At 42.6% G+C, this 23,834-nt stretch carries 24 protein-coding genes and 1 pseudogene; 12 read left to right on the top strand and 13 right to left on the bottom strand.

Going from position 1 to position 23,834, the window contains the following annotated elements; genetic code table 11:
* Window positions 1-16 precede the first annotated feature (16 nt).
* The 5 genes from tig to L0P88_RS03810 form a co-directional block, all read right to left on the bottom strand.
* The gene (tig, locus tag L0P88_RS03830; RefSeq protein WP_247133307.1) at window positions 17-1,339 is read right to left on the bottom strand and encodes a trigger factor; all 1,323 of its coding nucleotides are present in this window, start codon (window positions 1,337-1,339) and stop codon (window positions 17-19) included.
* 87 nt (window positions 1,340-1,426) lie between these two features.
* Complete coding sequence (locus L0P88_RS03825) at window positions 1,427-1,777, bottom strand: phage holin family protein (RefSeq protein WP_247133306.1); 351 nt, start codon at window positions 1,775-1,777, stop codon at window positions 1,427-1,429.
* Window positions 1,778-1,841: 64 nt separating this feature from the next.
* A complete protein-coding gene (locus L0P88_RS03820) occupies window positions 1,842-3,413 on the bottom strand; it encodes a G-D-S-L family lipolytic protein (protein WP_247133305.1) in 1,572 nt (523 codons plus the stop codon).
* Window positions 3,414-3,544: 131 nt separating this feature from the next.
* On the bottom strand, window positions 3,545-4,318 hold the full coding sequence (locus L0P88_RS03815; protein ID WP_247133304.1) for an alpha/beta fold hydrolase: 774 nt from the start codon (window positions 4,316-4,318) through the stop codon (window positions 3,545-3,547).
* Window positions 4,315-5,028 carry a pyridoxine 5'-phosphate synthase gene (locus L0P88_RS03810; protein ID WP_247133303.1) on the bottom strand — a complete coding sequence of 238 codons (714 nt, stop codon included), beginning with the start codon at window positions 5,026-5,028 and terminating at the stop codon, window positions 4,315-4,317. Before L0P88_RS03810 ends, L0P88_RS03815 begins: the two co-directional genes overlap by 4 nt.
* Window positions 5,029-5,116: 88 nt before the next feature.
* On the opposite strand from L0P88_RS03810, the gene L0P88_RS03805 reads away from it, so the two are divergent.
* From L0P88_RS03805 to L0P88_RS03785, 5 genes are all read left to right on the top strand, one after another.
* On the top strand, window positions 5,117-5,776 hold the full coding sequence (locus tag L0P88_RS03805) for a CBS domain-containing protein (protein ID WP_247133302.1): 660 nt from the start codon (window positions 5,117-5,119) through the stop codon (window positions 5,774-5,776).
* 1 nt (window position 5,777) lies between these two features.
* Window positions 5,778-6,659, top strand: a complete 882-nt coding sequence (locus L0P88_RS03800; protein ID WP_247133301.1) for an NAD kinase — start codon at window positions 5,778-5,780, stop codon at window positions 6,657-6,659.
* A gap of 104 nt (window positions 6,660-6,763) precedes the next feature.
* Window positions 6,764-7,447 carry a DUF6089 family protein gene (locus L0P88_RS03795; RefSeq protein ID WP_247133300.1) on the top strand — a complete coding sequence of 228 codons (684 nt, stop codon included), beginning with the start codon at window positions 6,764-6,766 and terminating at the stop codon, window positions 7,445-7,447.
* Window positions 7,448-7,450: 3 nt separating this feature from the next.
* Window positions 7,451-8,191, top strand: a complete 741-nt coding sequence (locus L0P88_RS03790; protein WP_247133299.1) for an isoprenyl transferase — start codon at window positions 7,451-7,453, stop codon at window positions 8,189-8,191.
* A complete protein-coding gene (locus L0P88_RS03785) occupies window positions 8,127-10,832 on the top strand; it encodes an outer membrane protein assembly factor (protein WP_409557708.1) in 2,706 nt (901 codons plus the stop codon). The genes L0P88_RS03790 and L0P88_RS03785 overlap by 65 nt, the downstream gene beginning before the upstream one ends.
* Window positions 10,833-10,976: 144 nt before the next feature.
* On the opposite strand, the gene L0P88_RS03780 is transcribed toward L0P88_RS03785, so the two are convergent.
* Window positions 10,977-11,726 (bottom strand): beta/gamma crystallin family protein, encoded by a 750-nt coding sequence (locus L0P88_RS03780; RefSeq protein ID WP_247133297.1) that lies wholly within the window; start codon window positions 11,724-11,726, stop codon window positions 10,977-10,979.
* A gap of 114 nt (window positions 11,727-11,840) precedes the next feature.
* Here L0P88_RS03780 and L0P88_RS24115 point away from each other — a divergent pair.
* The 4 genes and pseudogenes from L0P88_RS24115 to murI form a co-directional block, all read left to right on the top strand.
* Window positions 11,841-12,032 (top strand): annotated as a pseudogene (locus L0P88_RS24115) (hypothetical protein); the annotation flags it as partial.
* A gap of 104 nt (window positions 12,033-12,136) precedes the next feature.
* A complete protein-coding gene (locus tag L0P88_RS03775) occupies window positions 12,137-12,976 on the top strand; it encodes an OmpH family outer membrane protein (RefSeq protein WP_247133296.1) in 840 nt (279 codons plus the stop codon).
* A gap of 44 nt (window positions 12,977-13,020) precedes the next feature.
* Window positions 13,021-13,527: an OmpH family outer membrane protein gene (locus tag L0P88_RS03770; protein ID WP_247133295.1), complete on the top strand. Its 507-nt coding sequence runs from the start codon at window positions 13,021-13,023 to the stop codon at window positions 13,525-13,527.
* A gap of 75 nt (window positions 13,528-13,602) precedes the next feature.
* Window positions 13,603-14,382, top strand: a complete 780-nt coding sequence (gene murI / locus L0P88_RS03765) for a glutamate racemase (protein WP_247133294.1) — start codon at window positions 13,603-13,605, stop codon at window positions 14,380-14,382.
* Here murI and L0P88_RS03760 read toward each other — a convergent pair.
* Both L0P88_RS03760 and L0P88_RS03755 read right to left on the bottom strand, forming a co-directional pair.
* The gene (locus L0P88_RS03760; protein ID WP_247133293.1) at window positions 14,379-14,876 is read right to left on the bottom strand and encodes a dihydrofolate reductase; all 498 of its coding nucleotides are present in this window, start codon (window positions 14,874-14,876) and stop codon (window positions 14,379-14,381) included. The two genes, murI and L0P88_RS03760, sit on opposite strands and share 4 nt — an antisense overlap.
* Window positions 14,873-15,259 carry a 2TM domain-containing protein gene (locus tag L0P88_RS03755; RefSeq protein ID WP_247134833.1) on the bottom strand — a complete coding sequence of 129 codons (387 nt, stop codon included), beginning with the start codon at window positions 15,257-15,259 and terminating at the stop codon, window positions 14,873-14,875. The genes L0P88_RS03760 and L0P88_RS03755 overlap by 4 nt, the downstream gene beginning before the upstream one ends.
* Window positions 15,260-15,308: 49 nt before the next feature.
* On the opposite strand from L0P88_RS03755, the gene L0P88_RS03750 reads away from it, so the two are divergent.
* Window positions 15,309-16,376, top strand: a complete 1,068-nt coding sequence (locus L0P88_RS03750; protein WP_247133292.1) for an aminotransferase class V-fold PLP-dependent enzyme — start codon at window positions 15,309-15,311, stop codon at window positions 16,374-16,376.
* Between the two features lie 161 nt (window positions 16,377-16,537).
* Window positions 16,538-16,834 (top strand): isoamylase early set domain-containing protein, encoded by a 297-nt coding sequence (locus tag L0P88_RS03745; RefSeq protein WP_247133291.1) that lies wholly within the window; start codon window positions 16,538-16,540, stop codon window positions 16,832-16,834.
* 21 nt (window positions 16,835-16,855) lie between these two features.
* Here the strand turns inward: L0P88_RS03745 and L0P88_RS03740 are convergent, their stop codons facing one another.
* The 5 genes from L0P88_RS03740 to L0P88_RS03720 are packed head-to-tail and all read right to left on the bottom strand — an operon-like array spanning window position 16,856 to window position 21,544.
* Window positions 16,856-17,137, bottom strand: coding sequence for a DUF427 domain-containing protein (locus L0P88_RS03740; protein WP_247133290.1), 282 nt, complete (start codon window positions 17,135-17,137; stop codon window positions 16,856-16,858).
* Window position 17,138: 1 nt separating this feature from the next.
* A complete protein-coding gene (locus L0P88_RS03735) occupies window positions 17,139-18,110 on the bottom strand; it encodes an L-histidine N(alpha)-methyltransferase (protein ID WP_247133289.1) in 972 nt (323 codons plus the stop codon).
* Window positions 18,111-18,126: 16 nt separating this feature from the next.
* Window positions 18,127-19,287: an ergothioneine biosynthesis protein EgtB gene (egtB, locus tag L0P88_RS03730; RefSeq protein WP_247133288.1), complete on the bottom strand. Its 1,161-nt coding sequence runs from the start codon at window positions 19,285-19,287 to the stop codon at window positions 18,127-18,129.
* A gap of 50 nt (window positions 19,288-19,337) precedes the next feature.
* A complete protein-coding gene (locus L0P88_RS03725) occupies window positions 19,338-20,843 on the bottom strand; it encodes a sensor histidine kinase (RefSeq protein WP_247133287.1) in 1,506 nt (501 codons plus the stop codon).
* Window positions 20,840-21,544 (bottom strand): response regulator transcription factor, encoded by a 705-nt coding sequence (locus tag L0P88_RS03720; RefSeq protein WP_158778399.1) that lies wholly within the window; start codon window positions 21,542-21,544, stop codon window positions 20,840-20,842. Before L0P88_RS03720 ends, L0P88_RS03725 begins: the two co-directional genes overlap by 4 nt.
* A gap of 218 nt (window positions 21,545-21,762) precedes the next feature.
* On the opposite strand from L0P88_RS03720, the gene L0P88_RS03715 reads away from it, so the two are divergent.
* Entirely contained in the window at window positions 21,763-23,832 is a 2,070-nt protein-coding gene (locus L0P88_RS03715; RefSeq protein WP_247133286.1) for a hypothetical protein, read from the top strand.
* Window positions 23,833-23,834 lie beyond the last annotated feature (2 nt).

The raw sequence follows: 23,834 nt of genomic DNA, 5'->3' as shown, positions 1-23,834 counted from the left end.
ACAATTATTTGGTGCGTTAGCCGTAAACCTCTTTTACAAAGTTTTCGTAACTGATTTCTTTGTTTTTAAGGTTGGCCTTCTCCTTGTAAAGGGCCAATAACTTCTGGCTCATCAATTGTTCGGAAAGGCGCTTTACCTCATCCTGGTTACCCATGACACGGGCGGCAATGTTTTCCAATTCCTCTTCTTTGGGGTCCATATGGCCATATTGTGCCATCTGGGATTTAATAAATCCTTTGGCAAACTCCTTCAACTCGTCAAACTGGACTTGAAGGTCGTTCTCCTTAATAACCTTACCTTCAATCAATTGGTACCGTAATCCCTTTTCCGATTTCTCATATTCCTCTGAGGCTTCCGTTTCCGTCAGTTCCTTTTCCCCACTGACTTGGATCCATTTTTTTAGAAATTCCGAAGGCAGATCGAACTTGGTTTCCTCAATAAGCTTTTCCGTGATGTCATTGAGTAATTTTTGATCGGACTGTTGTTCGAACTGTTTTTCAGAGTCCGTCTTAATTTTTTCCTTCATTTCTGCCTCACTTTTGACCGTGCCTTCCCCAAAAAGCTTATCGAAAAGTTCCTGGTTCAGTTCAGCAGGCTCACGTTCATTGATTTCTTCAATGGTGAGTGTGACATCGATATTTAGGTTTTCGGACTTTTCTTGGGGAATTCCCAAACTTGACGATAACAGATAGTCTTCTTTAAAGAGTCCCTTGGTCTTTAAGGTAACGGTCTCCCCAACCTTTTTGCCCACTAAGGTATCAATGGCCTTTTTGGCCTTTACGTTGGTAAGTTCAATTGTGGTTTTATGCTCTATTTCCTCGGTTTCGTTTTTGAACGTTCCGTTTACCTCTGCTGTTTTGGTAACCTCGGGTTTGGAGACAATTTTCCCATATTGCTTCTGCAGTCGCTCCACTTGCTCATTCACCATCTTTTTGTCTGCTCCAATTTTGTAATGGGTAATGGGCTTTTTGGTGTTCAACTTTACTTCAAATTCAGGAGCTAGGCCCAGTTCAAATTCAAAGTCGAAGTTTTCCTTGTCCCAATCAAAATTTTCCTGTGGTCTTGGCAATGGATTTCCAAGGACGTCCAATTTTTCTTCCGTAAGATACTTGTTGAGGTTGTCTTGAAGCAATTTGTTCACTTCATCCACCAATACCGCTTTTCCGTACTGTTTTTTGATCAACCCCATGGGAACCTGCCCTTTTCTAAAACCGGGGATGTTGGCCTGCTTTCTATAATTCTTAAGGATGTCGTTCACCTTTTCCTCATAGTCCTCCTTGGTGATGGCAACCTTGACCACTGCATTTAAACTGTCTATCTGCTCTTTTGAAATGTTCATTACAACCTACTTTTGAATGGCTGGCAAAAGTACTACATTTTGTTTTGCTCAACAAGTTTTTAATAAGTTGTGTATCAGCTATAAACCTTACTTCTTCTTGTCCTCTTTCAAAAGGGAAAACAGTATGGAGTGCAGTAAGGACAACAAAAGGCTGAATAATAAGGCCCACCAAATATTGGCTACCGAAAACCCTGGGATAAAATAATCTGCAAGCAATATAATTATGGCATTGATAAAAAGAAGGAATATGCCAAGGGTCACAATGGTAATGGGCAGGGTCAAAATGATCAATACCGGTTTTACCATAAAGTTGAGCAAGCTCAGCACAATGGCAACCAGGATTGCGGTGATGTAAGTGTCTACGGCGACGCCGGGAAGAAGTTTGGCTAGGATGACCACGGCCAAGGCACTCAAAAGTAGTCGGAGGATAAATTTCATGACATGGTTTTTAAATGAAAAAGCACCGCGCAAGCGGTGCTTTTAATATAGTGATTTTTTAATTCTAATTGAGGTAAAGGCCGGTAAATGCCAATGGATTTACCTCGGGTAATGTGGAACTGTATTTTTCATTGATAGCCCCTATAAAGGCATTGGCCAAAATGGCATAACCTCTTGGTGATGGATGGATTCCGTCCAAAGAGAAACCACCACCCGTGGCAAAAACGGAAGTCACTACACTTCCATCGGCCAATGGGAAGCCATTTTCGTTGATACTGGCCAAAAGGGCGTTTGCATCAACAAAGGCCAAATCGTTCGCCTGGGCCAGTTGTTCAATTAACTGGTTATAGGCAGATAGTGCCGTATTGGCAGTTGCTTGTTCTTCCGGAGTTAAAACCCACTGGTCTTCCAAGGGCCAGGTAATACCATTTACCGATAATTGCCCTGCAGTGGCAGCATCAACGCCCAAATTCTGAAGAAATGCAAAAGCATCCGCATTGGGTTCCGCAATTACGCCCTGACTGGTCAAAACCAAAAGATCTTCCGCTGTTGCCTGTCTTGCCTGCCCATAGACCAAGCCGAGAACGGTGGCCGTACCGGCATCAAGGCCCCCTCCAACAAGTACTTGTGTCAATTGCGCGGACAAGTCGACCAAATCTTCATCCTTAATGACCACGGCACTGGCGGCGGTGGTGCTGAACTCCAATTTCCGGTCTGGGAAACCTAAAAAATCGAAGGCTTGGTTCAGTCCCGCAAATTGCGCGTTCAGGGCCGGTATTTGTGGAGCAAAATCAGGGTTTGCCGGACTTAGTGGCGCAAAAGGTACCGTTGTCAAAAATGGAATAGTGGTCACATCGGGAAGATTGGCAATCACACCTTGCGCACCAATCGCAGCCATGGCGTCCAAAATTCCTTGAATGGAACCGGCAACCACATTGGGATCGGAAATGTCGGAACTTCCATATGTTGTAAAATCCTCATTCCCGGTTTGATCTTCGCCATCACCGCCTGCGGTAATATACCCCAATACATCATTATTTCCTATCCAAAGGGTAAAAAAGGTTGGATTCTGCGCAACGGCATCGCCTAGGACAGTAGCTGTTGGACCAGAAGCAAACCTTGCAAAATAAGGGTTGGCCAATCCCAGGGGCACTCCGGCTACATTGCCATAACCCGGTGCCAATAAATGGAAGCTTTTTGCCCCAGGAACCCCCATATTGTTGAAATTTCCTGACAGGACGTTGCTAATTTCCGTGCTGCCCTGGCCTTCAAGACGAGTGGGTGTGGGTGAACCGGACGCGAAAGACAAAACAAAACGGTTGTCTAAAAAAGGCATGCCTTCTAAAGTGGCCCCTCCCAAATCATCTGCCATAAGGGGAATTTCAAAGGAACCCCCTCCGGCCAATGCAAATTGTGTTGCCAGCATGTTGGGTAAGGAAGCTGCCTGTCCCGATCTAAAAAGGGCGCCATCGGAAAAACCGGCTGTTAAGGAATTGCCCAAGGCCACATAGTTCGAAAAATCTGCTGAACCATTGGTGACTTCGACCATGGTTTCCATTTCAGTGCCATCGTCGTCATCGTCACATGCCACAAAGATTAATCCAAGCAAGGGCAAAAGGGCGAGGAACTTTTTCATGTTCTAATAATTTACGTTAGTTTAAGTTGAAGTTATAGTTAAATCAGTATGTTCAAAACTAGCGGAAATTTGTCACCCATACAACGAAAGGCCCAAAAAAATTATGCATGCATAATAAAATGGGGTGAATTTTATCGATTTAGGAATTCCAGGGATTTGATGAAAAAAGCCTTTGGATTCTCTGCATGTAGCCAATGACCCGCCTGTTCAATGGTAGCTATTGTGGCCTTTGGAAAGTGTTTCTTAATGAGGGTAGCATCGTTGGGATGGATATATTCCGATCGGCTGCCCCTTAAAAACAGTGTGGGTTCCCCAAAAGTATCCATTTCAGAAATGGTCTCCCCAATTTCTTCCAACTTGTTTTGGAGTACGTGCAGATTGAAACGAAAACCCAATTGCCCTTTTTCCACCCAATACAGGTTTTTTAACAAAAACTGACGGATTCCAAAATCGGTAAGCGATTCTGACAATTTCTTATCGGCTTCCGATCTGGTTTTGATTTCTTCAAAGTTTAAGGTGTTCAGTGCAGCAACAATAGCTTGGTGGTGCGGGGGATAATACTTGGGGGCAATGTCGGCCACTACCAGTTTTTCCAACTTTTGCGGAAATTCCACAGCAAACTGCATTGCCGTTTTTCCGCCCATGGAATGACCTAAAACATGGGCCTTGGCAGTGTTATGGTATTCCATATAGGTTTTAAGGTCCTGCGCCAAAATTTCATAATTGAATTCTTCTGAATGAAAACTTCGCCCATGATTTCTTTGGTCGATCAGGTGCACTTGAAAGCCATTTTCGGCATATTTGTTTCCCAAAGTCTTCCAATTATCGGACATTCCAAGAAACCCATGGAGTATAAATAGGGGATGGCCATCCCCTATAATGGTGGAGTGAAGGATTTTATTCATTGCAAGCGATGTAAATACATGTTCACCACATTTTCCAAACCAAGATAAATGGACTCGCAGATGAGGGCATGCCCTATGGAAACCTCAAGTAGGTCGGGAATACTCTCCTTAAAAAAAGCAATATTATCCAGGTTTAGGTCATGTCCTGCATTGATTCCCAATCCCATCTTTTGTGCTACTTCGGCAGCTTTTATGAAAGGAATGATACCTTCCTTGTTTCCCTCGGCATAAGTTTTTGCAAAACTTTCGGTGTACAATTCAATTCTATCGGTCCCTGTAGCAACGGCCCCTTCCACCATTTTGGGATCGGGATCCACAAATATGGAGGTGCGAATCCCATTTTCCCTAAAAGTACCTATGGTGTCCTTTAGAAAATCCTTGTGTCTTAAGGTATCCCAACCTGCATTGGAAGTAAGGGCATCCTCGGCATCAGGAACAAGGGTCACTTGGGTGGGTTTTACCTTTAGCACCAAATCCACAAATTTTGGTATGGGGTTGCCTTCTATATTGAATTCAGTCTTTACGACCGATTTTAAATCCAGGGCATCCTGGTAGCGGATGTGGCGCTCATCCGGTCTTGGATGAATGGTGATTCCTTGTGCCCCAAAGGCTTCAATATCCTGTGCGGACTGCACTACGTTTGGCATGTTACCTCCCCTTGAATTTCGTAAAGTGGCCAGCTTGTTGATGTTTACACTGAGTTTTGTCATGGTCTAAAACTGTTGGAGCGAGCAAAAATACAAAATGGGCACACCTTTTGCGCGGTATTAATTTGTAGTTTTGCCTTGATTTTTAATCATGAACATACAAGAACACATCATAACGTCCTTACCCGTTTTTCAAGTAACCGAAAACTTGAATAAGGTCATCTCCTTTTTTGAGGAGACCACGTTCTCACATGTTGCCGTAGCGGAAAAAGATGGTTTTTTGGGGTTGTTGTCCGAAAATGACCTGGCCTGTTTTGAGCCGGAAAGGACAATTGAGGAATTTCGTTATCAATTGGAGACTTTCCATGTAACCAAGGAAACCCTTTGGTTGGATGTTTTGGAGGTCTTTGCCCGGAACGAGGCGAATATACTTCCGGTCCTGGATGCCAATTCCCATAGGGTACTGGGATACTATGACCTTAATGATGTGGTTTCCCAATTCATAGGAACACCTTTCTTTACCGAACCCGGTGGCATCTTAGTGGTTTCGAAGGGGATTAAGGATTATTCCCTGAGTGAGATTTCCCAAATAGTGGAGAGCAATAACGGCAAGTTATTGGGGGCCTTTGTAACCGATAACCAAAACGATTTGGTCCAGGTGACCCTTAAAATCAACAGTGGCAACCTCAACGAGGTCATTCAAACTTTTAGACGCTACAGTTATAACATATTGTTCGGTAACAATGATGACCAGTTTTTGGAAGATTTAAAAGAGCGTTCTGCCTATTTGGACAAATATCTAAATGTCTAACATGAAAGTCGCTATCTATGGCCAAGTGTTACAGGAACATGATGTTGTGCATGTCCATAGTCTGTTGGATGCCCTAAAAGAGGAAGGGGCTTTCATTGCCATAGAAAAAGAATTTCTTGCCCTTTTAAATTCCCATACAAAGATCGGGGCGTTTCCCAGTTTTACCCAAGAGAACGGGCTGGATAGCTCCTTTGACTTATTTGTAAGCTTTGGTGGTGACGGAACAATGTTACGGGCCATCACATATATAGGACATTTGCGTATTCCCATAGTTGGGGTCAACACGGGACGATTGGGTTTTTTGTCCACCTTTAAAAAGGAGGATGTTCGAAAATTGGTTACTGAGTTCGTAGCTGGCAATTTTACTTTGGAAGAAAGGAGCTTGGTGGAAATCTGCACGGATTCCAATATTGGGGAATTTGGGGAGCTTAATTTTGCGCTGAATGAAATTACGGTCAGTCGTAAGGATACTACCTCCATGATAACCGTTGAAACATTTTTGAACGATGAGTATTTGACTTCGTATTGGGCCGATGGACTTATTGTCTCCACACCCACGGGCTCCACGGGATATTCCTTGAGCTGTGGCGGTCCGGTCATGGCCCCTACCGCTAAGTCCTTAGTGCTCACCCCCATAGCTCCGCATAACTTGAACGCGCGCCCCTTTGTGATTTCCGATGATACCAAAATCCGGTTAAAGGTCTCGGGGAGGGAGGAGCACCATCTGGTTTCTTTGGATTCCAGGATTGCCACAATTCCAAACGGAAAGGAGATTATTATACAAAAGTCACCTTTTACCATCAATATGGTGGTGTATACATCGGAGAGTTTTCTAAAAACACTTCGCAATAAGCTTCTTTGGGGGGAAGACCGCCGTAACTAAGGGTTTCAATAACAATAAATGGCGTTAAAAGTTGTTTTACAAGGGAACACTATTTGGCAATGAAAGGGGCTTTCCCTGCCATTGTTAGTTATGCAACCGTATTTATGAGAACAATTGTTTTGGTATGTTTGTTCGCCATTGGCAGTATAAGGGCGCAAACCTATGAAGTTGGTTTATTTGCTGGTGGAATGAACCATATTGGTGATGTGGGAAGGACCAATTATATCTTACCATCGGGTGGGGCCTTTGGGGCCCTGTTCAAATGGAACAAGAGAAAACGATATGCCTGGAGGGCAAGTGTCTATAGGGGAAGTTTTGTTGCAGACGATTCAAAGTCCAGTAAAGCCTCCCGACAGCAACGTGGATTTCGTGTAGAGAATTCAATCACCGAATATTCTGCAGGAATGGAATTCAACTTTGTGGATTACAACCTACATAAATTGGGACCAGCTTTTAGCCCTTATTTATATACCGGGTTTACGTATTTTAGATATGACTTTAACTACATTGATGCACAACAAGTTCAGGATATTAACCAAAAAGATGGTAGTTTCGCGATTCCAATGACCGTTGGGGCCAAGCTTCGTTTAAACCAATTTTTGATTTTAGGGGCGGAAATAGGGGCTAGGTATACCTTTACGGACAATTTGGATGCCAGTAATCCTGAAGGTTCAAATTTTGAACAATTCAGATTTGGCAACATTTTAAGTGAAGACTGGTACGTGTTTTCGGGTATTACGTTGACCTACACTTTTGGAAGAAAACCTTGCCAAGACTGTTTTGAATGAAAAATGAGCAATCTGGACCACATCAATGAAGAGAATTTGCCAAAGCACATCGCCATTATAATGGATGGCAATGGTAGATGGGCAAAGCAACGCGGTAAGTTGAGGGTTTTTGGTCATGAGAATGGGGTCGAAGCTGTGCGGAGAACCGTTGAGAACTGTGCAAAACTCAAAATTGATTTTCTCACCCTTTATGCCTTTTCCACGGAAAACTGGAAGCGACCAAAAATTGAAGTACAGACCCTGATGCGTTTGTTGGTGGCTTCCCTTCGAAAAGAATTAAAAACACTCAACGATAATAGCATTCGTTTAAATGCCATCGGAAATTTGGATTTTCTTCCTTCAAAGGTGGCCAAAGAGCTAAATGAGGTCATCTTAAAAACGTCAAACAACAAAGGCTTGACCCTAACTTTGGCCCTGAGCTATGGTTCTCGGGAAGAACTAAAATCGGCTGTTAAGGCCATAAGTGCCAAAGTTAAAAATAACATAATTTCAGAGGATGATATTGACGAAACCGTTATTAATACTCATCTTTACACGCATGACCTGCCAGATGTGGACCTGCTTATTCGTACAAGCGGAGAGCACAGAATAAGCAATTTTCTACTTTGGCAAATTGCATATGCCGAATTATATTTTATTGACGTATTTTGGCCCGATTTTAATGAGCAGCATTTGGTTGATGCAATTATCAATTACCAGAATAGAGAACGAAGATTTGGAAAGACTAGTGAACAACTCGGTTAGAGGGTTAAAAAAAATTACGTTACTCGGCAAAATTCTCCTTCTTTTTTTAGCAATCCCACAGATGACCTTAGCGCAACAGACCTCACTTGAGGCTGCTAAGAAATACATTCTTGGAGGGTTGGAGGTTACAGGGCTTCAAAGCTATAATGAACAGACCGTAAAAACGTATACCGGGCTTAGGATAGGTCAACCCATCACCATTCCGGGGGAGGAGATCAGTGGTGTCATAAAAAAACTTTGGGGGCTGGAACTCTTTAGTGAATTGGACTTCTTTTACGCGGTTGAGGACGATAAGGTTTTCCTTGAATTGCGCATAAAAGAGCGGCCAACACTTTCCCGGGTTACGGTTTATGGGGTAAAAAAACGAAAAGTCCAGGGTATTATTGATGATACGGATTTAAAGAAGGGGAAGAAAATCACCGAGAGCCTTATCGCAAATACCAAAAACTACCTTGAAAATAAATACAAAAAACAAGGCTTTCTTAATGCAAAGGTGACCATTGCCACGGCAAAGGATACCGTTGGCACCAATAGCGAAAGCATGGTCGTTAACGTTAAAAAGGGGGACAAGGTCAAGATTAAAAGCATAGAATTTGAAGGAAATGAAAAGGTTTCCAACAAAAGACTGCGCAAGGCCTTGGGAAAGGCCAAGATCCGAAAGAAAAAACTCGGGGCCTTCTGGCAACGCTCAAAATACACGGAAGAAGAATACAAAGAAGGCTTGGATAATTTGGTGGATGCCTATGCCGAAAGGGGTTACAGGGATGCCAGGGTGGTTTCCGATACCTTTATTAAACTGGATGAAAACAATATTGCCTTAAAAATAGGCGTGGAAGAAGGGGACCGCTATTATTTTGGGAATGTTGATTTTGTGGGTAATTCAGTGTATACCGATCGGCAATTGGCCCAAGTATTGGGCATAAAGAAAGGCGATGTGTACAATGGGGTGCTTTTGAAGGAACGGATTGCGGACGACTCAAAACCGGATGGGGAGGATTTAACCAATTTATACCAAAATAACGGGTATCTCTTCTCAAGCATTAATCCGGTGGAGGTTTCTGCAATAAATGACACCATAAATTTTGAAATACGGATCATTGAGGGAAAGGAAACCTTTTTGAACCATGTTACCGTTACAGGGAATGACAAAACCAATGACCATGTCATTTTTCGTGAACTCCGCACAAGGCCCGGACAACGATACAGCAAGGACAATATCATAAGAAGTGTACGTGAATTGGGCCAATTGGGATTCTTTGACGCGGAACAGATCGTTCCTGACATTCAGAATCCAGATCCGAATTCCGGAACTGTAGACCTAAAATATAGTTTGGTGGAAGCAGGTTCCAGTCAAATTGAACTCCAAGGAGGTTTTGGAGGTGGCGGTTTTATAGGGACATTGGGCCTGTCCTTTAATAATTTTTCCTTTCAAAACATTTTCAATGGGGAAGCCTATAAGCCTGTGCCCATGGGAGATGGCCAAACCTTTGCCCTTAGGTTACAGGCCAGTAGATCCTTTAGGGTATACAGTCTTAACTTTGCCGAACCATGGCTGGGTGGTCGAAAACCGGTTCGCTTTAACCTTTCCTTTTCAAGAACACAGCAATTCGATACCCGATTTGATAACCGGGGTCGGTTGGATATAGATAGGGACCGGAGTTTTTCCATAACCGGGGTTTCCATGGGACTGGCAAAACGGGTGCAGTGGCCAGACGACTTTTTTACCATCTCCCATTCCGTGAATTATCAACTGTATGATTTTAATGATTTCAATAGGGGACTGTTCAATTTTGGGAACGGTAGTTCCAATTCTTTGACCTACACCTTAGGTATTGCCAGAAGTTCGCAGGGACCAAGTAGGATTTTTCCATTGACCGGTTCCAATTTTGAGCTTACCGCAAGGCTTACGCCACCATTCTCCCTTTGGAGCAACAAAGATTTTAAGGCCATCCGAGAGGAAATAGAGGAGATTACTCTGGAATTATTGGAAATTGGCCCAAATGATCCGGCAGCACCCGCCTTAAGCGATCAATTGGAACGTTTGGAAGAAGAGCGTTTTAAATGGTTGGAGTTTTTCAAGATCAAGTTCAGGGGCGATTGGTACACCCGCTTGGTGGATAAACTGGTCTTGAGGACCAATGCCGAGTTTGGCTTCTTAGGGGCGTTCAACAACGATATTGGCGATGTTCCCTTTGAACGGTTTTTTGTAGGGGGCGATGGACTTGGGAATTTTACCCTCGATGGACGGGAAATCATACAATTACGTGGTTATGAGAATAGTTCTGTCACCCCTATTAGTACAAATCCAATCACGGGTGTCCAAGAACAGGATGGAGGTACCATCTACAATAAGTATACAATGGAGCTTAGATATCCCCTTACGCTAAAACCTTCTGCTTCCATTTATGTACAATCTTTTTTGGAAGCAGGTAATTCTTGGAATGGTTTTAATGATTTTAATCCGTTTCAGTTAAAGAGATCGGCCGGAATGGGACTACGAATTTTTATGCCAGCCTTTGGACTATTGGGGATAGATTTTGGTTACGGTTTTGATCCTGATTCAAGACAGGATCTACAACCAGCCAATCAAAGGCAAATCAGTGGGTGGCAGACTCATTTTATTATTGGCCAACAGTTTTAGACAGGCGATTTCCATAGGTGTGTTACATTTATATTGGCTTAAACTTTAAGAAGCGTTTATTGGTTGGGGCTGGAGCCGCAATGAATAAAAAACGGGATTAACAACTTGTTAATCCCGTTTTTAGTTTTAACCAGCTAAATGGTATTATTGTATAGTTGAGATGCCATAAAAAAGCACGTCAATTGAACTAATTTTATCAGCCCATGTCTTTGTCCTAAAAACAAACCTTGAAAGTGTTCTGGTTCTCAGGCTTCGTATTACAAAATCGCCATTGGCATCCAAATCCCAAGATCCACTGAGGGATTTACCCCTAAAATTGGAATGCTCATAAAACTTTACTTTAAAGTCTTCTCTATAATCTGCTCCATAATTTTTGTTTCGCCATATGGAACTCATTTTATCATTCATTCCTATTTCGCTCAAGTTCCTAAAGTGACTGGCTCTGGTCGGATAAATTCTTCTCCCTAAAAAGTTATCATGTTCATAACATCTTACATTGGCATTAAAAGCGGAAATTCCACTGCTACTGGCCGTCAAAGAAGTGTTTCGGTCCTCCCTAGAGGTAATCAGAGCACCATAGTCAAGATTGAAAAAGTCAAATTCTTCTTTTTCATTATCAAAGAAATAAATAGTATCACCATCTACATAAGTTGCGAGTTCTGGTTGTTTGTCAAGATTAAGCAATACATCGGGTACTTTGGTAATGGGATCGATATCACCATTCGGCCTTTCTTTAAATTTGACATCGTAAGACTCTCCCTTGTAAATAAAAGTTTGAATAAAATCATAATCTTCAAACACAATTACATCATTTTCCAGGTCTTGGGTGTTTTCTTCACTACATCCTAGAAAGAAAAAGAACAATAATGGTAAGAATACAAGTAAATTTTTCATTTTTGTTGATTTAAATTAATAAAACAATTCTACGAAAGAAAAAACTTACAAAAACTGATAAATATCATCGATGAAATTGGTTCAGATAATTAGAGAATAATTCAAAAGATAATAAGCAATTTTAATGTCTATAATCCGTTTCAGTTAAAGAGATCGGCTGGAGTGGGGCTAAGAATTTTTATGCCAGCCTTTGGACTCTTGGGGATAGATTTTGGATACGGCTTCGACGAAGACCTTCGCCCACAATCCGTAGGCAATGGCCCAAGTGGATGGCAAACCCACTTCATTATTGGTCAACAGTTTTAACAAAATTGGAAAATTCGGCCATATTTAAAAGCGCTAAAGCATTCATTTTAAAATATTTAAATATTTTGGCATGATATTTTCTATGTAAAAAATCGGATTCAACAATGAAGACAAAAACGTTCTTTTTTATAAGTCTCTTCTTAGTTGCCACAAGTTCTTTTGCACAACGTGCCGTAGGGGTTAGGATTGGATATGTGGATATGGAATACATCCTTGAAAATGTTGAGGAATACCGTGATGCCACGGAACAATTAAGTGCAAAAGCGGCTAAGTGGAAACAGGAGGTGGAATTGCAGTTGGGCAAAATTGAACAATTGAAGAAAGACCTTGCAGCAGAAAAAGTGCTGCTAACGGATGAACTGATTGCCGAAAGGGAAGAAGAGATTCAACTATTGGAGACCGAGGCGTTGAACTATCAACAAGACCGATTTGGCCCACAGGGAGACCTGGTACTACAAAAAAAATTGTTGGTACAGCCTATACAGGATCAGGTTTTTGTTGAGGTACAGAAAATCGGCAAAAATAAAAGGTACGATTTTATTTTTGATAAATCCGCAGATGTCGTAATGTTGTACTCCGAAAAAAGGCACGATATCAGTGACTTGGTTTTAAGGGAAATAGGGCGCACAAGAAGAATAAGCAAATCCAATAGGGCGGAGAAGGAAAAAAATAGGTTAAAGGAGTTTCAGGAAGAAGAGGCCCAGGCGGACAAGGAAATAAGTGAGGCACTAAAAGAAAGACAGGAAAAGGCCAAAGCCGATAAAGAGTCCAGGACCAAGGCCGGTGAGGATAGAAGGGCAGAGCAATTGCGCCTGCGTGAAGAACGAAAAAAGGCCTACGAGGAACGAAGAAAGAAATTATTGGAGGAACGGGAGGCCAAACGAAAAGCAAAACTGGAAGAACGAAATAAGGAACAACAGAAGGATTCAACAAATCAAGGATAAACTGAACACTAAAATTGTATACTCAAATTAAACTATTAGGAATTATGAAAAATGTAAGGAAGTTGGTTGTTGCGGTGGTGTTGATAGCGACAACCGGATTTGTAAATGCACAAAGTAAGGTAGCCCATATTAATGTGCAGGAGTTACTGGGAGCAATGCCAGAGATGAAATCCGCCCAGGCAGAACTAAAAAAGTTGCAGGAAACATATCGCGCAGATTTGGAAAGCTCAATGACCGAGCTAAAAAATAAGTTGACGCAATATCAGAACGAGGCTTCTTCCATCTCAAAGGAAGAAAATGAAAAGCGTGCGCTCGAACTACAAGGTTTTGAGAGAAATATTCAGGAAGCGGAGGCATCTGCCATGCAGGAAATGCAAAAGAAGCAGGCAGAACTCTTTGCGCCCATTACGGAAAAAGCAAAGGTGGCCATTGAAAAGGTGGCGGCTGCCCAAGGTTTTGACTATGTAATAGATGCCTCACAAGGGGGTGGCTTGATCGTAGCCAAAGGAAAGGATCTGCTTCCGGAGGTAAAACAAGAACTTGGTTTCTAATACTTAAGTTAAAAAGAATTTAAAACCGTCGGTGCTTGTCAGTTAAAGTCCGACGGTTTTTTTAGTTGCGGATTTATGCAAGGACCAATAGGGGTTTTCGATTCGGGAATTGGAGGTACGTCCATTTGGAAGGAAATTACAAAGCTTTTGCCTTTCGAAAACACCGTCTATCTTGCTGATAGTAAAAATGCACCTTACGGGGAAAAATCAGAGGAAGACATCCTGCAATTGAGTATTAAGAACGTAGACCTTCTGCTCAAAAAAGAATGCAAACTCATCGTAGTGGCCTGCAATACGGCCACAACCAACGCGGTAAACTTCTTAAGAAAAAACTATTCGGTACCCTTTATTGGAATAGAACCTGCCATAAAGCCCGCAGCATTGCGGACCAAAACCAAAAAAGTTGGTGTTTTGGCCACTAAAGGGACGTTGTCCAGTACGTTGTTCCACAATACGGCCAAAATACATGCGTCCGGGATACAAATTGTGGAACAAGAAGGAAAAGGTTTGGTGGAACTTATTGAAAAGGGAAAAGTGAATTCCGAGGAAACAGCACTTTTATTGGGAAAATACATCACTCCAATGTTGGAACAGGACATTGACTGTCTTGTTTTGGGATGCACCCATTATCCCTATCTCGTTCCTGTTTTGAAAAAGATCTTACCCCAAAACGTACAAATTATCGATTCCGGATTTGCGGTTGCCAAACAGACCAAAGCGGTTTTGGAGCGTACGCGGATGTTGAATACCGTACAAAAGGAGCCTAAACACTTTTTTTATATCAATATGGATCCAGAAGTACTTAAATCTTTTGTTGATCAAAGGAACACCTTTATTTCCATATTGGATTTTTAGTTGGGGTTCCGTTCAAAGGTCTGATACGTAAAACTAAATTGGTGGCGTTCATCTTTTGTGTGATGTTCTTCTTTGACCAGTTTCCATTTTTTCAAATCTATTTCCGGAAAGAACGTATCTGCCTCGAACGAGTGGTGAATTCGGGTAAGCTCAATATGCGTGGCATGCTCCATGGATTGTCGGTAAATTTCCCCGCCACCAATAATGTATGCCTTGGAGTCCTTGCCAATCAATTGTAGGGCCTCCTCCAGGGAGTTCACAAGGGTACACGGAAATTTGGGCCGGTACGTTTTGTCCCGCGTTATGGCAATATGTTCCCTATTGGGCAGCGGCTTTGGAAAACTATCCAACGTCTTGCGTCCCATAATGATTTTATGACCTGAGGTCAATTGTTTAAAACGTCTAAAATCATCGGGAAGATGCCATGGTAAATCGTTGTTGATGCCTAGGGCATTGTTTTCTCCGGCTGCGGCAATTATAATGAGTTCGGTCACTCTTTTTTTTTATTGATTTGGGATAATGGAAAGTCTGTTTCTATTTCCTTTTGCAATGCGGCAATTCGTTCCTTTTGTTTTTTGACCAACTGTTCCCTGTGTTTGCGTTCCCATTCCTTTCCCATGAACTTATGGGTGATAAAGACGTTGAAAGCGTGGATAGCGAACAAAAAGGCCCAAGCGATCATGCCCCATATGGACCAATCATAACCTTCGCCGTATTTCAGGATTTTATTGATTAAAACAAGAAAGACGCTGCCTATCAAAAAAATCACAAAATGACTGAACAGACGTTTTTTTTGTTTGATACGCCTTTGGGCATTTTCCAACAGTTCATGTTGCTCAAGCTCTATTTGGGAACCCTCCTTCTTTTTTGAGAACATCATTGGCTATCTTTAGCAACAAAGATAAGCAATGGGCATTTCACCAAACTTGAGAAAGAAATTCCCTGTCCTTAGGCAGGGCATTTACGCAAATACGGCAACTTCGGGATTGTTAAGCGAGGATTTGTTGGAATGGCGACAGGAACATGATCTGGATTTTTTGATCGGTGGGAGTGGGGCCAAGATGGGAAGCGATAAATTATTGGCTGCCACAAGGCTTACGGTTGCCCGATTTTTCAATTTCATGGACGAAAACGTCGCATTGGTGCCAAGTTTTAGCCAAGGCCTGAACCTGTTATTGGAGGGCTTGGGGAATTCTGAGAAAATTCTTTTGTTAAAAGGGGATTATCCCTCTTTGAATTGGCCTTTTGAAAGTCGGGATTTTTCCATTGTATATCTTGAAATTGGGAAAGGTTTGGAAGAACGGATCTATACGGAGGTCAAAAACAAGGGCATTACCGTTTTTGCCTGTAGTGCTGTTCAATGGTTGAATGGATTTAAAATCGATTTTGTTTTTTTAAAGCAACTTAAAGCGGACTTTCCCCATTTGTTGATCCTAATGGACGGCACCCAGTTCTGTGGTACGGAATATTTTGATTTTTCCACATCAGGAATTGACGTACTGGGTTCCAGTGGTTATAAGTGGTTACTTTCCGGATATGGTAATGGGTTTTTTCTGGTGAAACCGGAAATTCAGGATCGGTTCAGATTAAAGGGCGCAGGATATGGTTCGGGAAGAAACTCAAAACATCAAAAGGATGGCAGGGAGTTTTGTAAGCACTTGGAACCGGGACATCTGGATTCCCTAAGTTTTGGAAGCCTCGATTTTTCCATGAAATTTCTGATGGATATTGGATTGGAAGCCATTGGGGAGCACAATCAGAAACTGGTAAAATTTGCAAGGGATAATTTGGTTTCCCACGGACTTTTGGATGATATCGTGGCCCATAGGGCCCCCTGGGGTACCATTTTTAGTATCCCGAAGAAAGATGGTTATGATGATTTAGTGAAGAATACTATCGTATGTGCACGCCGAGGTGATGGAATCCGGTTGAGTTTTCACTTTTATAATACCATCAACGAAGTTGAAGCTATTCTGGAAATTCTTAAAAAATAGCTTCTTTTTGTCATTAGAAATGAATTGGCCTTACTTTTTTGAAAAAGTCAAGCTTAGGTGAACCATATTTTATTAAAATGATAAATCGAACGTAACCTATTGACAGCTAATAGTTTTATGATTTGCTTTGTCCTTTAATTCAATAATAAATAGTATTTACCATGGCAATTAAAAAACAATATCTAAAAAGCAAACCAGTTTGCAAGGTAACTTTTAGTGTTCCGGCAAAAGATGCAGATACAGTAGCCGTAGTTGGCGATTTCAACAACTGGAACCCAAAAGGGAGCATGTTGAAAAAACTAAAGAACGGAACGTTCAAAGGGACTTTTGAGCTTCCCAAGGAAAACTCTTATGAATTCCGTTATTTAGTGGATGATGCCTATGTGAACGACAGCGAGGCAGATCGTTACCAATGGAACGATTATGCCGGGACCGAAAATGCGGTTCTGGAAGTATAATTCAAAACTCGCCATTGAAGATCATTCTTCAATGGCGACCCCTTTCCAAAAAGCTACATAGCCCTTAATTTGCTTGGCAAGCTCGCTGGTCTCCGGATAGTACCAAGCAGCATCCGTATTTTGCTTTCCATCCACTTCCAAAGTGTAGTAGGAAGCGACCCCCTTCCAGGGGCAAGTGGTGTGGGTATCACTAGGTTTAAAAAACTCCGAACTAATACTGTTGGGGGGGAAATAATGATTTCCTTCAATTACTTTGGTGTCATTGCTTTCTGCAATGATCTGTCCATTCCATATGGCTTTCATATCAATTTTTCTTAAAAATATAATCTTTAAAATATCCCTTTTTGTCCTCAAATGAAGTGAGAATGTGGAGTCCGGCCTCATCGGCCAACCACTTGGCCACATCGTCATCATATTTTTGGGAAATTTCGGTGTGGATGGTCTCCCAGGGTTTAAAGGAAACCCCTAAATCCAAGGCCTCAATAAAAACCTCCTGTGCTTTTTTGGACACCAAATAACTTTTTGCCGTACCATTTTCAGGGTCGTATACTTCCCAATGTAGAAACCCCTCCAAATCAAAGTTACCGCCCAATTCCATATTAATGCGCTGCAGGACATTTTTGTTGAAGGCCTCGGTAATACCTGTTTTGTCATTATAGGCATCCAAAACAACCTGGGGATGTTTTTTTTGGTCCATTCCCATAAAAAGTAAGTCGTCCGGGGCCATTACGTCCTTTAATTGCCTCAAAAAGGAAATGGCATTGGGATGCAGTAAGTTGCCAATGTTGGAGCCTAAAAACAGGATGACCTTCCGTTTTTCCTGTTGTTTCCCAATAGCCGCCAAGGTCTCAAAATAAGTGCCTTGAAGCGGATTGATCGTAATCGGGGGCAGTTCTTTGATCAATGTTCTTTCAAGACTATCCAGGGCATTTTGACTGATATCAATGGGGCGGTAGTCAAAACGATATCCATTGTCAATTAAATGTCTCAGTAGTATTTTGGTTTTTTTGCCATCTCCCGCACCCAGTTCAAAAAGACTAAAATCCTCATCCTTATGGGAAAACAGTTGTGCTATTTCAGCAACGTTATCTAAAAGTATTTCGAGCTCACTATCGGTCAAGTAGTACTCTGGCATATCCATGATTTGCTGAAACAACCGATCTCCGGTTTCGTCATAGAAGTACTTGGACGACAGATATTTGGGAAAGCTCGTCAATCCTTCCCGTACCTCATTGGCAAAAACCGAGGTAAGGTGTTGGGTGGTGTTCTCTTGCATGTAATTTTTGTCGAAATTATTGGGCCAACCTTAATCCGGTAAATTGCCATCTCAAGGAGGGTTGAAAAAAGTTGCGGTATGTGGGGCGGGTATGATGGGTTGGTGTGGCTATGGAGGCTCCTCGAAGTACTTTTTGATTGACCATAAATTTACCATTGTATTCCCCCAAAGCGCCATCTGCCTTTCGGTAATTAGGGTAGGGTAGATAGGCACTTTCAGTCCATTCCCAGCGTTTTCCCCAAGGAAAATAAGGTGCCGCGACTTCCCATTCAAACTCCGTTGGAAGGCGCAAACCTTTCCATTGCGCATAAGCAAAGGCTTCATAATAGGAAATGTGGGTTACTGGGGCGTCCAATGGAACTTTCTGCAATCCCGCGAAGCTATAATGGTACCATTCCCCTTCTATGGAATGCCAATATAGTGGGGCTGCGATTTGATTTTGGTTTACCCAGTCCCATCCCTCGGCATGCCAAAGCTCAAAACGGCCATATCCCCCATCACTTACAAACTCTAAAAACTCCCTATTGGTCACCAACTTGTTTGAAATTTGGTAGGAATGAAGATACACCTTGTGCCTGCCAAGTTCATTATCGTAACAGAACCCACTGGTACCATGCCCAATTTCATAAACGCCTTCATCCACGGAAACCCAATCTTGCTGGTGTGCTTCAAGGGGATGTTCCCCAATGGTTTTGGAATATACGGGAAGCAATGGGTTATTGCCCAAAATGAATTTAATATCGGTCAGTAGCAATTCCTGATGCTGCTTTTCATGATGGATACCGATCTCCAATAAATCTTGAAGTTCCTTTGACTGGGTTGATTCAAAAAGGCTTTTAATCCCCTGGGTTACATAATCCCGATATTCATACACTTTCTTGACCGAAGGCCTACTTAAATTTCCCCTATCTGCCCGAACGACCCGTTTTCCCACCGTTTCATAATAACTGTTGAAGACAAAGGAAAAATCGGCATCAAAAACCTGATAATTCCTGGCGTAAGGTTTTAAAATGAACTCCTCAAAGAACCATGTAGTATGTCCCAAGTGCCATTTAGGTGGGCTTACATCCACAATGGGCTGTACTACATAATCTTCAATTTCCAGGGGTTCACAAATCGCTTCGGAATGCTTTCGGGTTTCGATAAAAAAATCCAAAAGCGAAACAGTCACTAACATGAAGGGCAGTTTTTTTAAAGATAGTCAATAATCGAATTGACCAAAAGATTTTAAACCAAACTTAACCCATTTTGATAGACAGGAAGGCTAAAACTAAATGTGGTGCCCTCATTGGGCCTACTGAACACTTTGATACTGGCATCATGCAATTCAATTATTTTGCGTACAATGGCCAGTCCCAATCCGGCTCCTTCCTTTTCTTTTCCTGTTTTGGTCTGCCGATATCGTTCAAAGACCAACTGCTGGTTTTCCTTCGTTATCCCCGGACCGGAGTCCTTTATGGCGATTTCTACATTTTTTTTCACCAGTTTTATTTCTATGATGACTTCACCATTTTCCGGTGTGAACTTCAGGGCATTATCCATTAAGTTCTGTATGGCCCGTTCCACCAGGGAGATATCCGCAAAGACCAAAGGCACGTGCTCTTCCATATTTAATTTGAGGGCAATGTTTTTCTTGTTGGCCAACATTTGGTAATCCCTATGGATATCATTTGCCAGTTCCGAGATCAGGAACGGCTCTTTTTGTGGCTCTACCTGATTAGCTTCCAGTTTTGAATATTCAAACAATTGTGTTATCAACTTGGACAGGCGCTCTCCACTGGAATTGATTTTATTGAGGTAGTCCTCGCGTTCCACGGGGGTAAGTTCGGACTCCTTCATTTGAAGGGTTTCTATATACCCCTGTATAATGGCCAATGGAGTTCGTAGGTCATGGGAAATATTGGCAATTAAATCCCTACGCAGTTTTTCCAGGGATTTTATCTTGTCCATATCCGTTAAAATGGTCTCCGCCATATTGTTGTAGGTTTGTGCCAGACCAGTAAGGTCGGTCTTATGGTGTTCCGCAATTCGATATCCCAGATCGCCCTGTTGGAAACGTTGGGCAGCATAGTTGATTTCCCTTAGGTTTTTGGTCAGGTACCAAATGGAGAGCACCCCTAAAACTGCAGCGAAAAACAAGGTAAGGAAAGAAGCACCCAACCCCACTTTTAATGCATAACTTCCAAAAAGGGTGTTCTGCGTGGCCAAATATTTTTCCCCCGCCAGGACAATATAGATGTATCCTTCCTTGCCCCCTTTGTTGAATTTTGCAGCAGAGAATACTTTTTTGTTTTCAGGATCTCTTGGGTCATCTCCCAAAATGTAGTCTTCCCCATTGGAAGCAATAAAGCGGTGAATGGGTTCAAGGGAAACCTTTTCGGGTATGGAATTGGGGTCGGAATGGTCCAATACCACCGAATATTGGACGTTTCCCTCAACATCAAGAAGGTAGACTTCAATTGCCCTGTTCACTGCCATCATATCGTGCATAAGGTCACCAAAAAGCGCCTTGTTCACTTTTCCCAAACTGTCTATGGGGCTTTGTTCCACAAATTTTTCGTCAATAAGGTCCTGTGCAAGATGGGCATGCAAACGTTGATTGGTCTCACTAAAGTATTTATTCGAATAATACAGTGTGGAAAGCATATACCCTATCCCGGCCAGCAACAGAATGCCAATGGAGCTGAGGATCAGTTTGGTAATCAGTCTATTGGAGAAAAGGGAATTGTTCATAGTTCTTCATTGAATTTGTACCCTACGCCCCAGGTGGTCAAAATATATTTGGGATTGCTCATATCCGGTTCTATTTTGGAACGTAATCTATTGATATGGGAATTTACAGTGTGTTCGTAGCCTTTAAAATCATAACCCCAGATCAAGTTCAACAGCTTGGTTCGATCATAGCTTTTTCCGGGATTGGAAGACAGTAGGGCCAAAAGTTCAAATTCTTTTGGGGAAAGCTCGATTCGTAATCCGTTGTGGACCACTTTTCGTTGGTCTATGTTTATGGTCAACCCATCAAATTTTAAGGACTGCTGGTCTTTGGTGTGCCCTTTTGGGCTTTTGCTCATTTTCTGTCTTCGGAAGATGGCCTTTACCCGTGCTATAAATTCCCGTACACTAAAGGGTTTGGTCAGATAATCGTCCGCACCAACCTCTAATCCCAGTACCTTATCTATTTCCTCGGATTTTGAGGTCAACATCATAATTGGGGACTGTACATTGTTGGCCCTTATTTTTTGGCAGACTTCAATACCATCCATTTCAGGTAGCATCACGTCCAAAATAACCAGGTCGGGTTCATGTTCAATGGCCATTCGCAAACCAGAGTCCCCTTGTTTGGCAGAAATTGTGGAACACCCCAAATCCTTTAGATGGATTTCTAAAAGTTGAATGATCTCTGGATCATCCTCAACAATGAGTACATTTTTCATCGGGTTCAAATTAAAAGGTAAAATCTCACGAAAAGTTCACGGGATCATCCCAGGTATGGGGGTATTGGTCGTGAAAACCTGCAATAAATTGCGAAAACTTGAAAAAAAAATGAGTAACTGCCTAAAATATAGAGTGTTGTAAAATTTGAAGTTTGTGTGAACTTTCTGCAACAACTTACAAATTTCTTTGTGATAGCATTAAAACATATATAAAAGCTATGAACTTAAAAACATTGACAAGGGGTATGGCAGCAATGATGCTCATCATTGGCTGTTCAGATGATTCGGATGATGACAATCCGGTAGTATTGGAGGCAGGAACACTATCAGGGGGACCCTATAGTTTTACGGTGGACGGGGTTCCGGATATGGTAAGTGGAATAAGCCTATCTGGATTTAATGGAGCAGGGGATGTGCAATCCTATGTGATTACCGATGATTCCAGAAACATTTTGGGACTACCACCAACCTTGGAGGCGTTGGAGGACGTTGATTTTGATGGTGCAGGCGTAGGGGACTGCTATATTTACCATATCACCTACACGGAAGGGCTAACAGGGCTTGCGACCGAAGGAAACCTCGATGACCTTTCCGGTAATTTCGACCTTTCCAACTTTATTGTGATCAACCGTAGTGCACTCAATGCAGGGGAACTTTCCGGTGGTCCCTATGAATTTGTGGTGGATGGCTTACCGGATATGGTCAGTGGTATTGTTTTGGATGATTCCAACTTAAATGGTGATAACCAAACCTATGTCATCACGGACGATTCCAGGAACATCCTGGGTATTCCACCAACACTGGAGGCCGTTGAAGGTGTGGATTTTGACGGTGCAGGCGTAGGGGACTGTTATATCTATCATCTCACCTATTCCACTGGACTTGGGGGGCTGGAAATGGGCAATAACCTGGATGATGTAACGGGGCTATTCGATCTTTCCAATTTTATCGAAGTGAATAGGATAGCGTTAAATGCAGGTGAGCTTTCCGGTGGTCCCTATGAATTTGTGGTGGATGGTTTGCCGGATATGGTATCCAATATTGCCCTGGATGATTCCAATTTGACCGGTGCTAACCAAACCTATGTGATCACCGATGATTCCAGAAACATTTTGGGTATCCCACCAACCTTGGAGGCGGTGGAAGGAGTGGATTTTGATGCGGCCGGCGTAGGGGCCTGCTATATCTACCATCTCACCTATTCCACTGGACTTGGGGGGCTGGAAATGGGCAATAATTTGGATGATTTGACCGGTGAATTCGGCCTGTCCAATTTTATTGTGGTACGTAGGATGGCTTTGGATGCTGGGGTGCTCTCGGGTGGCCCGTACAATTTTGTAGTCGATGGAAACCCGGATATGGTATCCAATATTGCCCTGGATAACACGGACCTTAACGGCAATAATCAGACCTATGTGATTACGGATGACAATCGCAACATTTTGGGTATTCCTCCAACGCTTGACGCGGTAATGGGTGTGGATTTTGATTCCGCTGGGGTAGGCTCTTGCTACATTTATCATTTGACCTACTCCACAGGCCTTGGGGGGCTGGAAATGGGCAATAATCTAGATGATCTCACCGGCCTGTTCGACCTTTCCAATTTTGTGGTCGTAAACAGAAATGCGTTGAATGCAGGTACCTTAAACGGTGGACCCTATATGTTCTCTGTTGATGGAACTCCGGACATGGTAAGTGGAATCTCTTTGGATGCCACCAATCTTACGGGCACCAACCAAGGTTATATCATTACTGATGGGGATTTAAACATTTTAGGCCTTCCCCCAACCTTGGAGGCGGTTGAAGGTGTGGATTTTGATGCTGCAGGGATTGGTCTTTGCCTTATTTGGTATATTACGTATGAAGATGGTATTACGGGACTGAGCATGGGTGAAAATGCAGCTAACCTGGATGGCTTCTTTGCGCTCTCCAATTCCATTAGGGTATACCGAAACCCAAACGCGGGAACCATTTCTGGCGGCCCATACACTTTTACGGTTGACGGTACACCGGATATGGTCAGTGGTCTAAGCTTGGATGCAAGCACCGCCACGGGGACCAATGGTACATGGATCATCACCGATGATCAGAACAACATTTTAGGATTGCCACCAACATTGGCCGCTGTGGAAAATGTTGACTTCGATGCTGCCGGGACGGGCATCTGCTACATCTGGTACATGCGTTATGAAGATGGACTTACCGGTTTGGAAATGGGAAGCAATATCATGACAGATTTGGAGGGCCTTTATGGCTTGTCCAATGGTGTCAGGGTTACGAGAAATTAAGC

It is taken from the genome of Muricauda sp. SCSIO 64092, from assembly GCF_023016285.1.
Taxonomy (GTDB): domain Bacteria; phylum Bacteroidota; class Bacteroidia; order Flavobacteriales; family Flavobacteriaceae; genus Croceivirga.
This window is presented reverse-complemented; position numbering and strand designations above follow the sequence as displayed.

Bases quoted from the DNA above. Each gene is read 5' to 3' on its own strand.
- egtB (WP_247133288.1), bottom strand. From the start codon at position 19,287: ATGTTAGTGACTGTTTCGCTTTTGGATTTTTTTATCGAAACCCGAAAG.
- L0P88_RS03735 (WP_247133289.1), bottom strand. From the start codon at position 18,110: ATGCAAGAGAACACCACCCAACACCTTACCTCGGTTTTTGCCAATGAG.
- L0P88_RS03825 (WP_247133306.1), bottom strand. From the start codon at position 1,777: ATGAAATTTATCCTCCGACTACTTTTGAGTGCCTTGGCCGTGGTCATC.
- L0P88_RS03715 (WP_247133286.1), top strand. From the start codon at position 21,763: ATGAACTTAAAAACATTGACAAGGGGTATGGCAGCAATGATGCTCATC.
- L0P88_RS03790 (WP_247133299.1), top strand. From the start codon at position 7,451: ATGAGCAATCTGGACCACATCAATGAAGAGAATTTGCCAAAGCACATC.
- L0P88_RS03720 (WP_158778399.1), bottom strand. From the start codon at position 21,544: ATGAAAAATGTACTCATTGTTGAGGATGATCCAGAGATCATTCAACTT.
- L0P88_RS03740 (WP_247133290.1), bottom strand. From the start codon at position 17,137: ATGAAAGCCATATGGAATGGACAGATCATTGCAGAAAGCAATGACACC.
- murI (WP_247133294.1), top strand. From the start codon at position 13,603: ATGCAAGGACCAATAGGGGTTTTCGATTCGGGAATTGGAGGTACGTCC.
- L0P88_RS03815 (WP_247133304.1), bottom strand. From the start codon at position 4,318: ATGAATAAAATCCTTCACTCCACCATTATAGGGGATGGCCATCCCCTA.
- L0P88_RS03745 (WP_247133291.1), top strand. From the start codon at position 16,538: ATGGCAATTAAAAAACAATATCTAAAAAGCAAACCAGTTTGCAAGGTA.
- L0P88_RS03785 (WP_409557708.1), top strand. From the start codon at position 8,127: ATGCAATTATCAATTACCAGAATAGAGAACGAAGATTTGGAAAGACTA.
- L0P88_RS03820 (WP_247133305.1), bottom strand. From the start codon at position 3,413: ATGAAAAAGTTCCTCGCCCTTTTGCCCTTGCTTGGATTAATCTTTGTG.
- L0P88_RS03780 (WP_247133297.1), bottom strand. From the start codon at position 11,726: ATGAAAAATTTACTTGTATTCTTACCATTATTGTTCTTTTTCTTTCTA.
- L0P88_RS03755 (WP_247134833.1), bottom strand. From the start codon at position 15,259: ATGTTCTCAAAAAAGAAGGAGGGTTCCCAAATAGAGCTTGAGCAACAT.
- L0P88_RS03795 (WP_247133300.1), top strand. From the start codon at position 6,764: ATGAGAACAATTGTTTTGGTATGTTTGTTCGCCATTGGCAGTATAAGG.
- L0P88_RS03775 (WP_247133296.1), top strand. From the start codon at position 12,137: ATGAAGACAAAAACGTTCTTTTTTATAAGTCTCTTCTTAGTTGCCACA.
- L0P88_RS03770 (WP_247133295.1), top strand. From the start codon at position 13,021: ATGAAAAATGTAAGGAAGTTGGTTGTTGCGGTGGTGTTGATAGCGACA.
- L0P88_RS03800 (WP_247133301.1), top strand. From the start codon at position 5,778: ATGAAAGTCGCTATCTATGGCCAAGTGTTACAGGAACATGATGTTGTG.
- L0P88_RS03805 (WP_247133302.1), top strand. From the start codon at position 5,117: ATGAACATACAAGAACACATCATAACGTCCTTACCCGTTTTTCAAGTA.
- L0P88_RS03810 (WP_247133303.1), bottom strand. From the start codon at position 5,028: ATGACAAAACTCAGTGTAAACATCAACAAGCTGGCCACTTTACGAAAT.
- L0P88_RS03725 (WP_247133287.1), bottom strand. From the start codon at position 20,843: ATGAACAATTCCCTTTTCTCCAATAGACTGATTACCAAACTGATCCTC.
- tig (WP_247133307.1), bottom strand. From the start codon at position 1,339: ATGAACATTTCAAAAGAGCAGATAGACAGTTTAAATGCAGTGGTCAAG.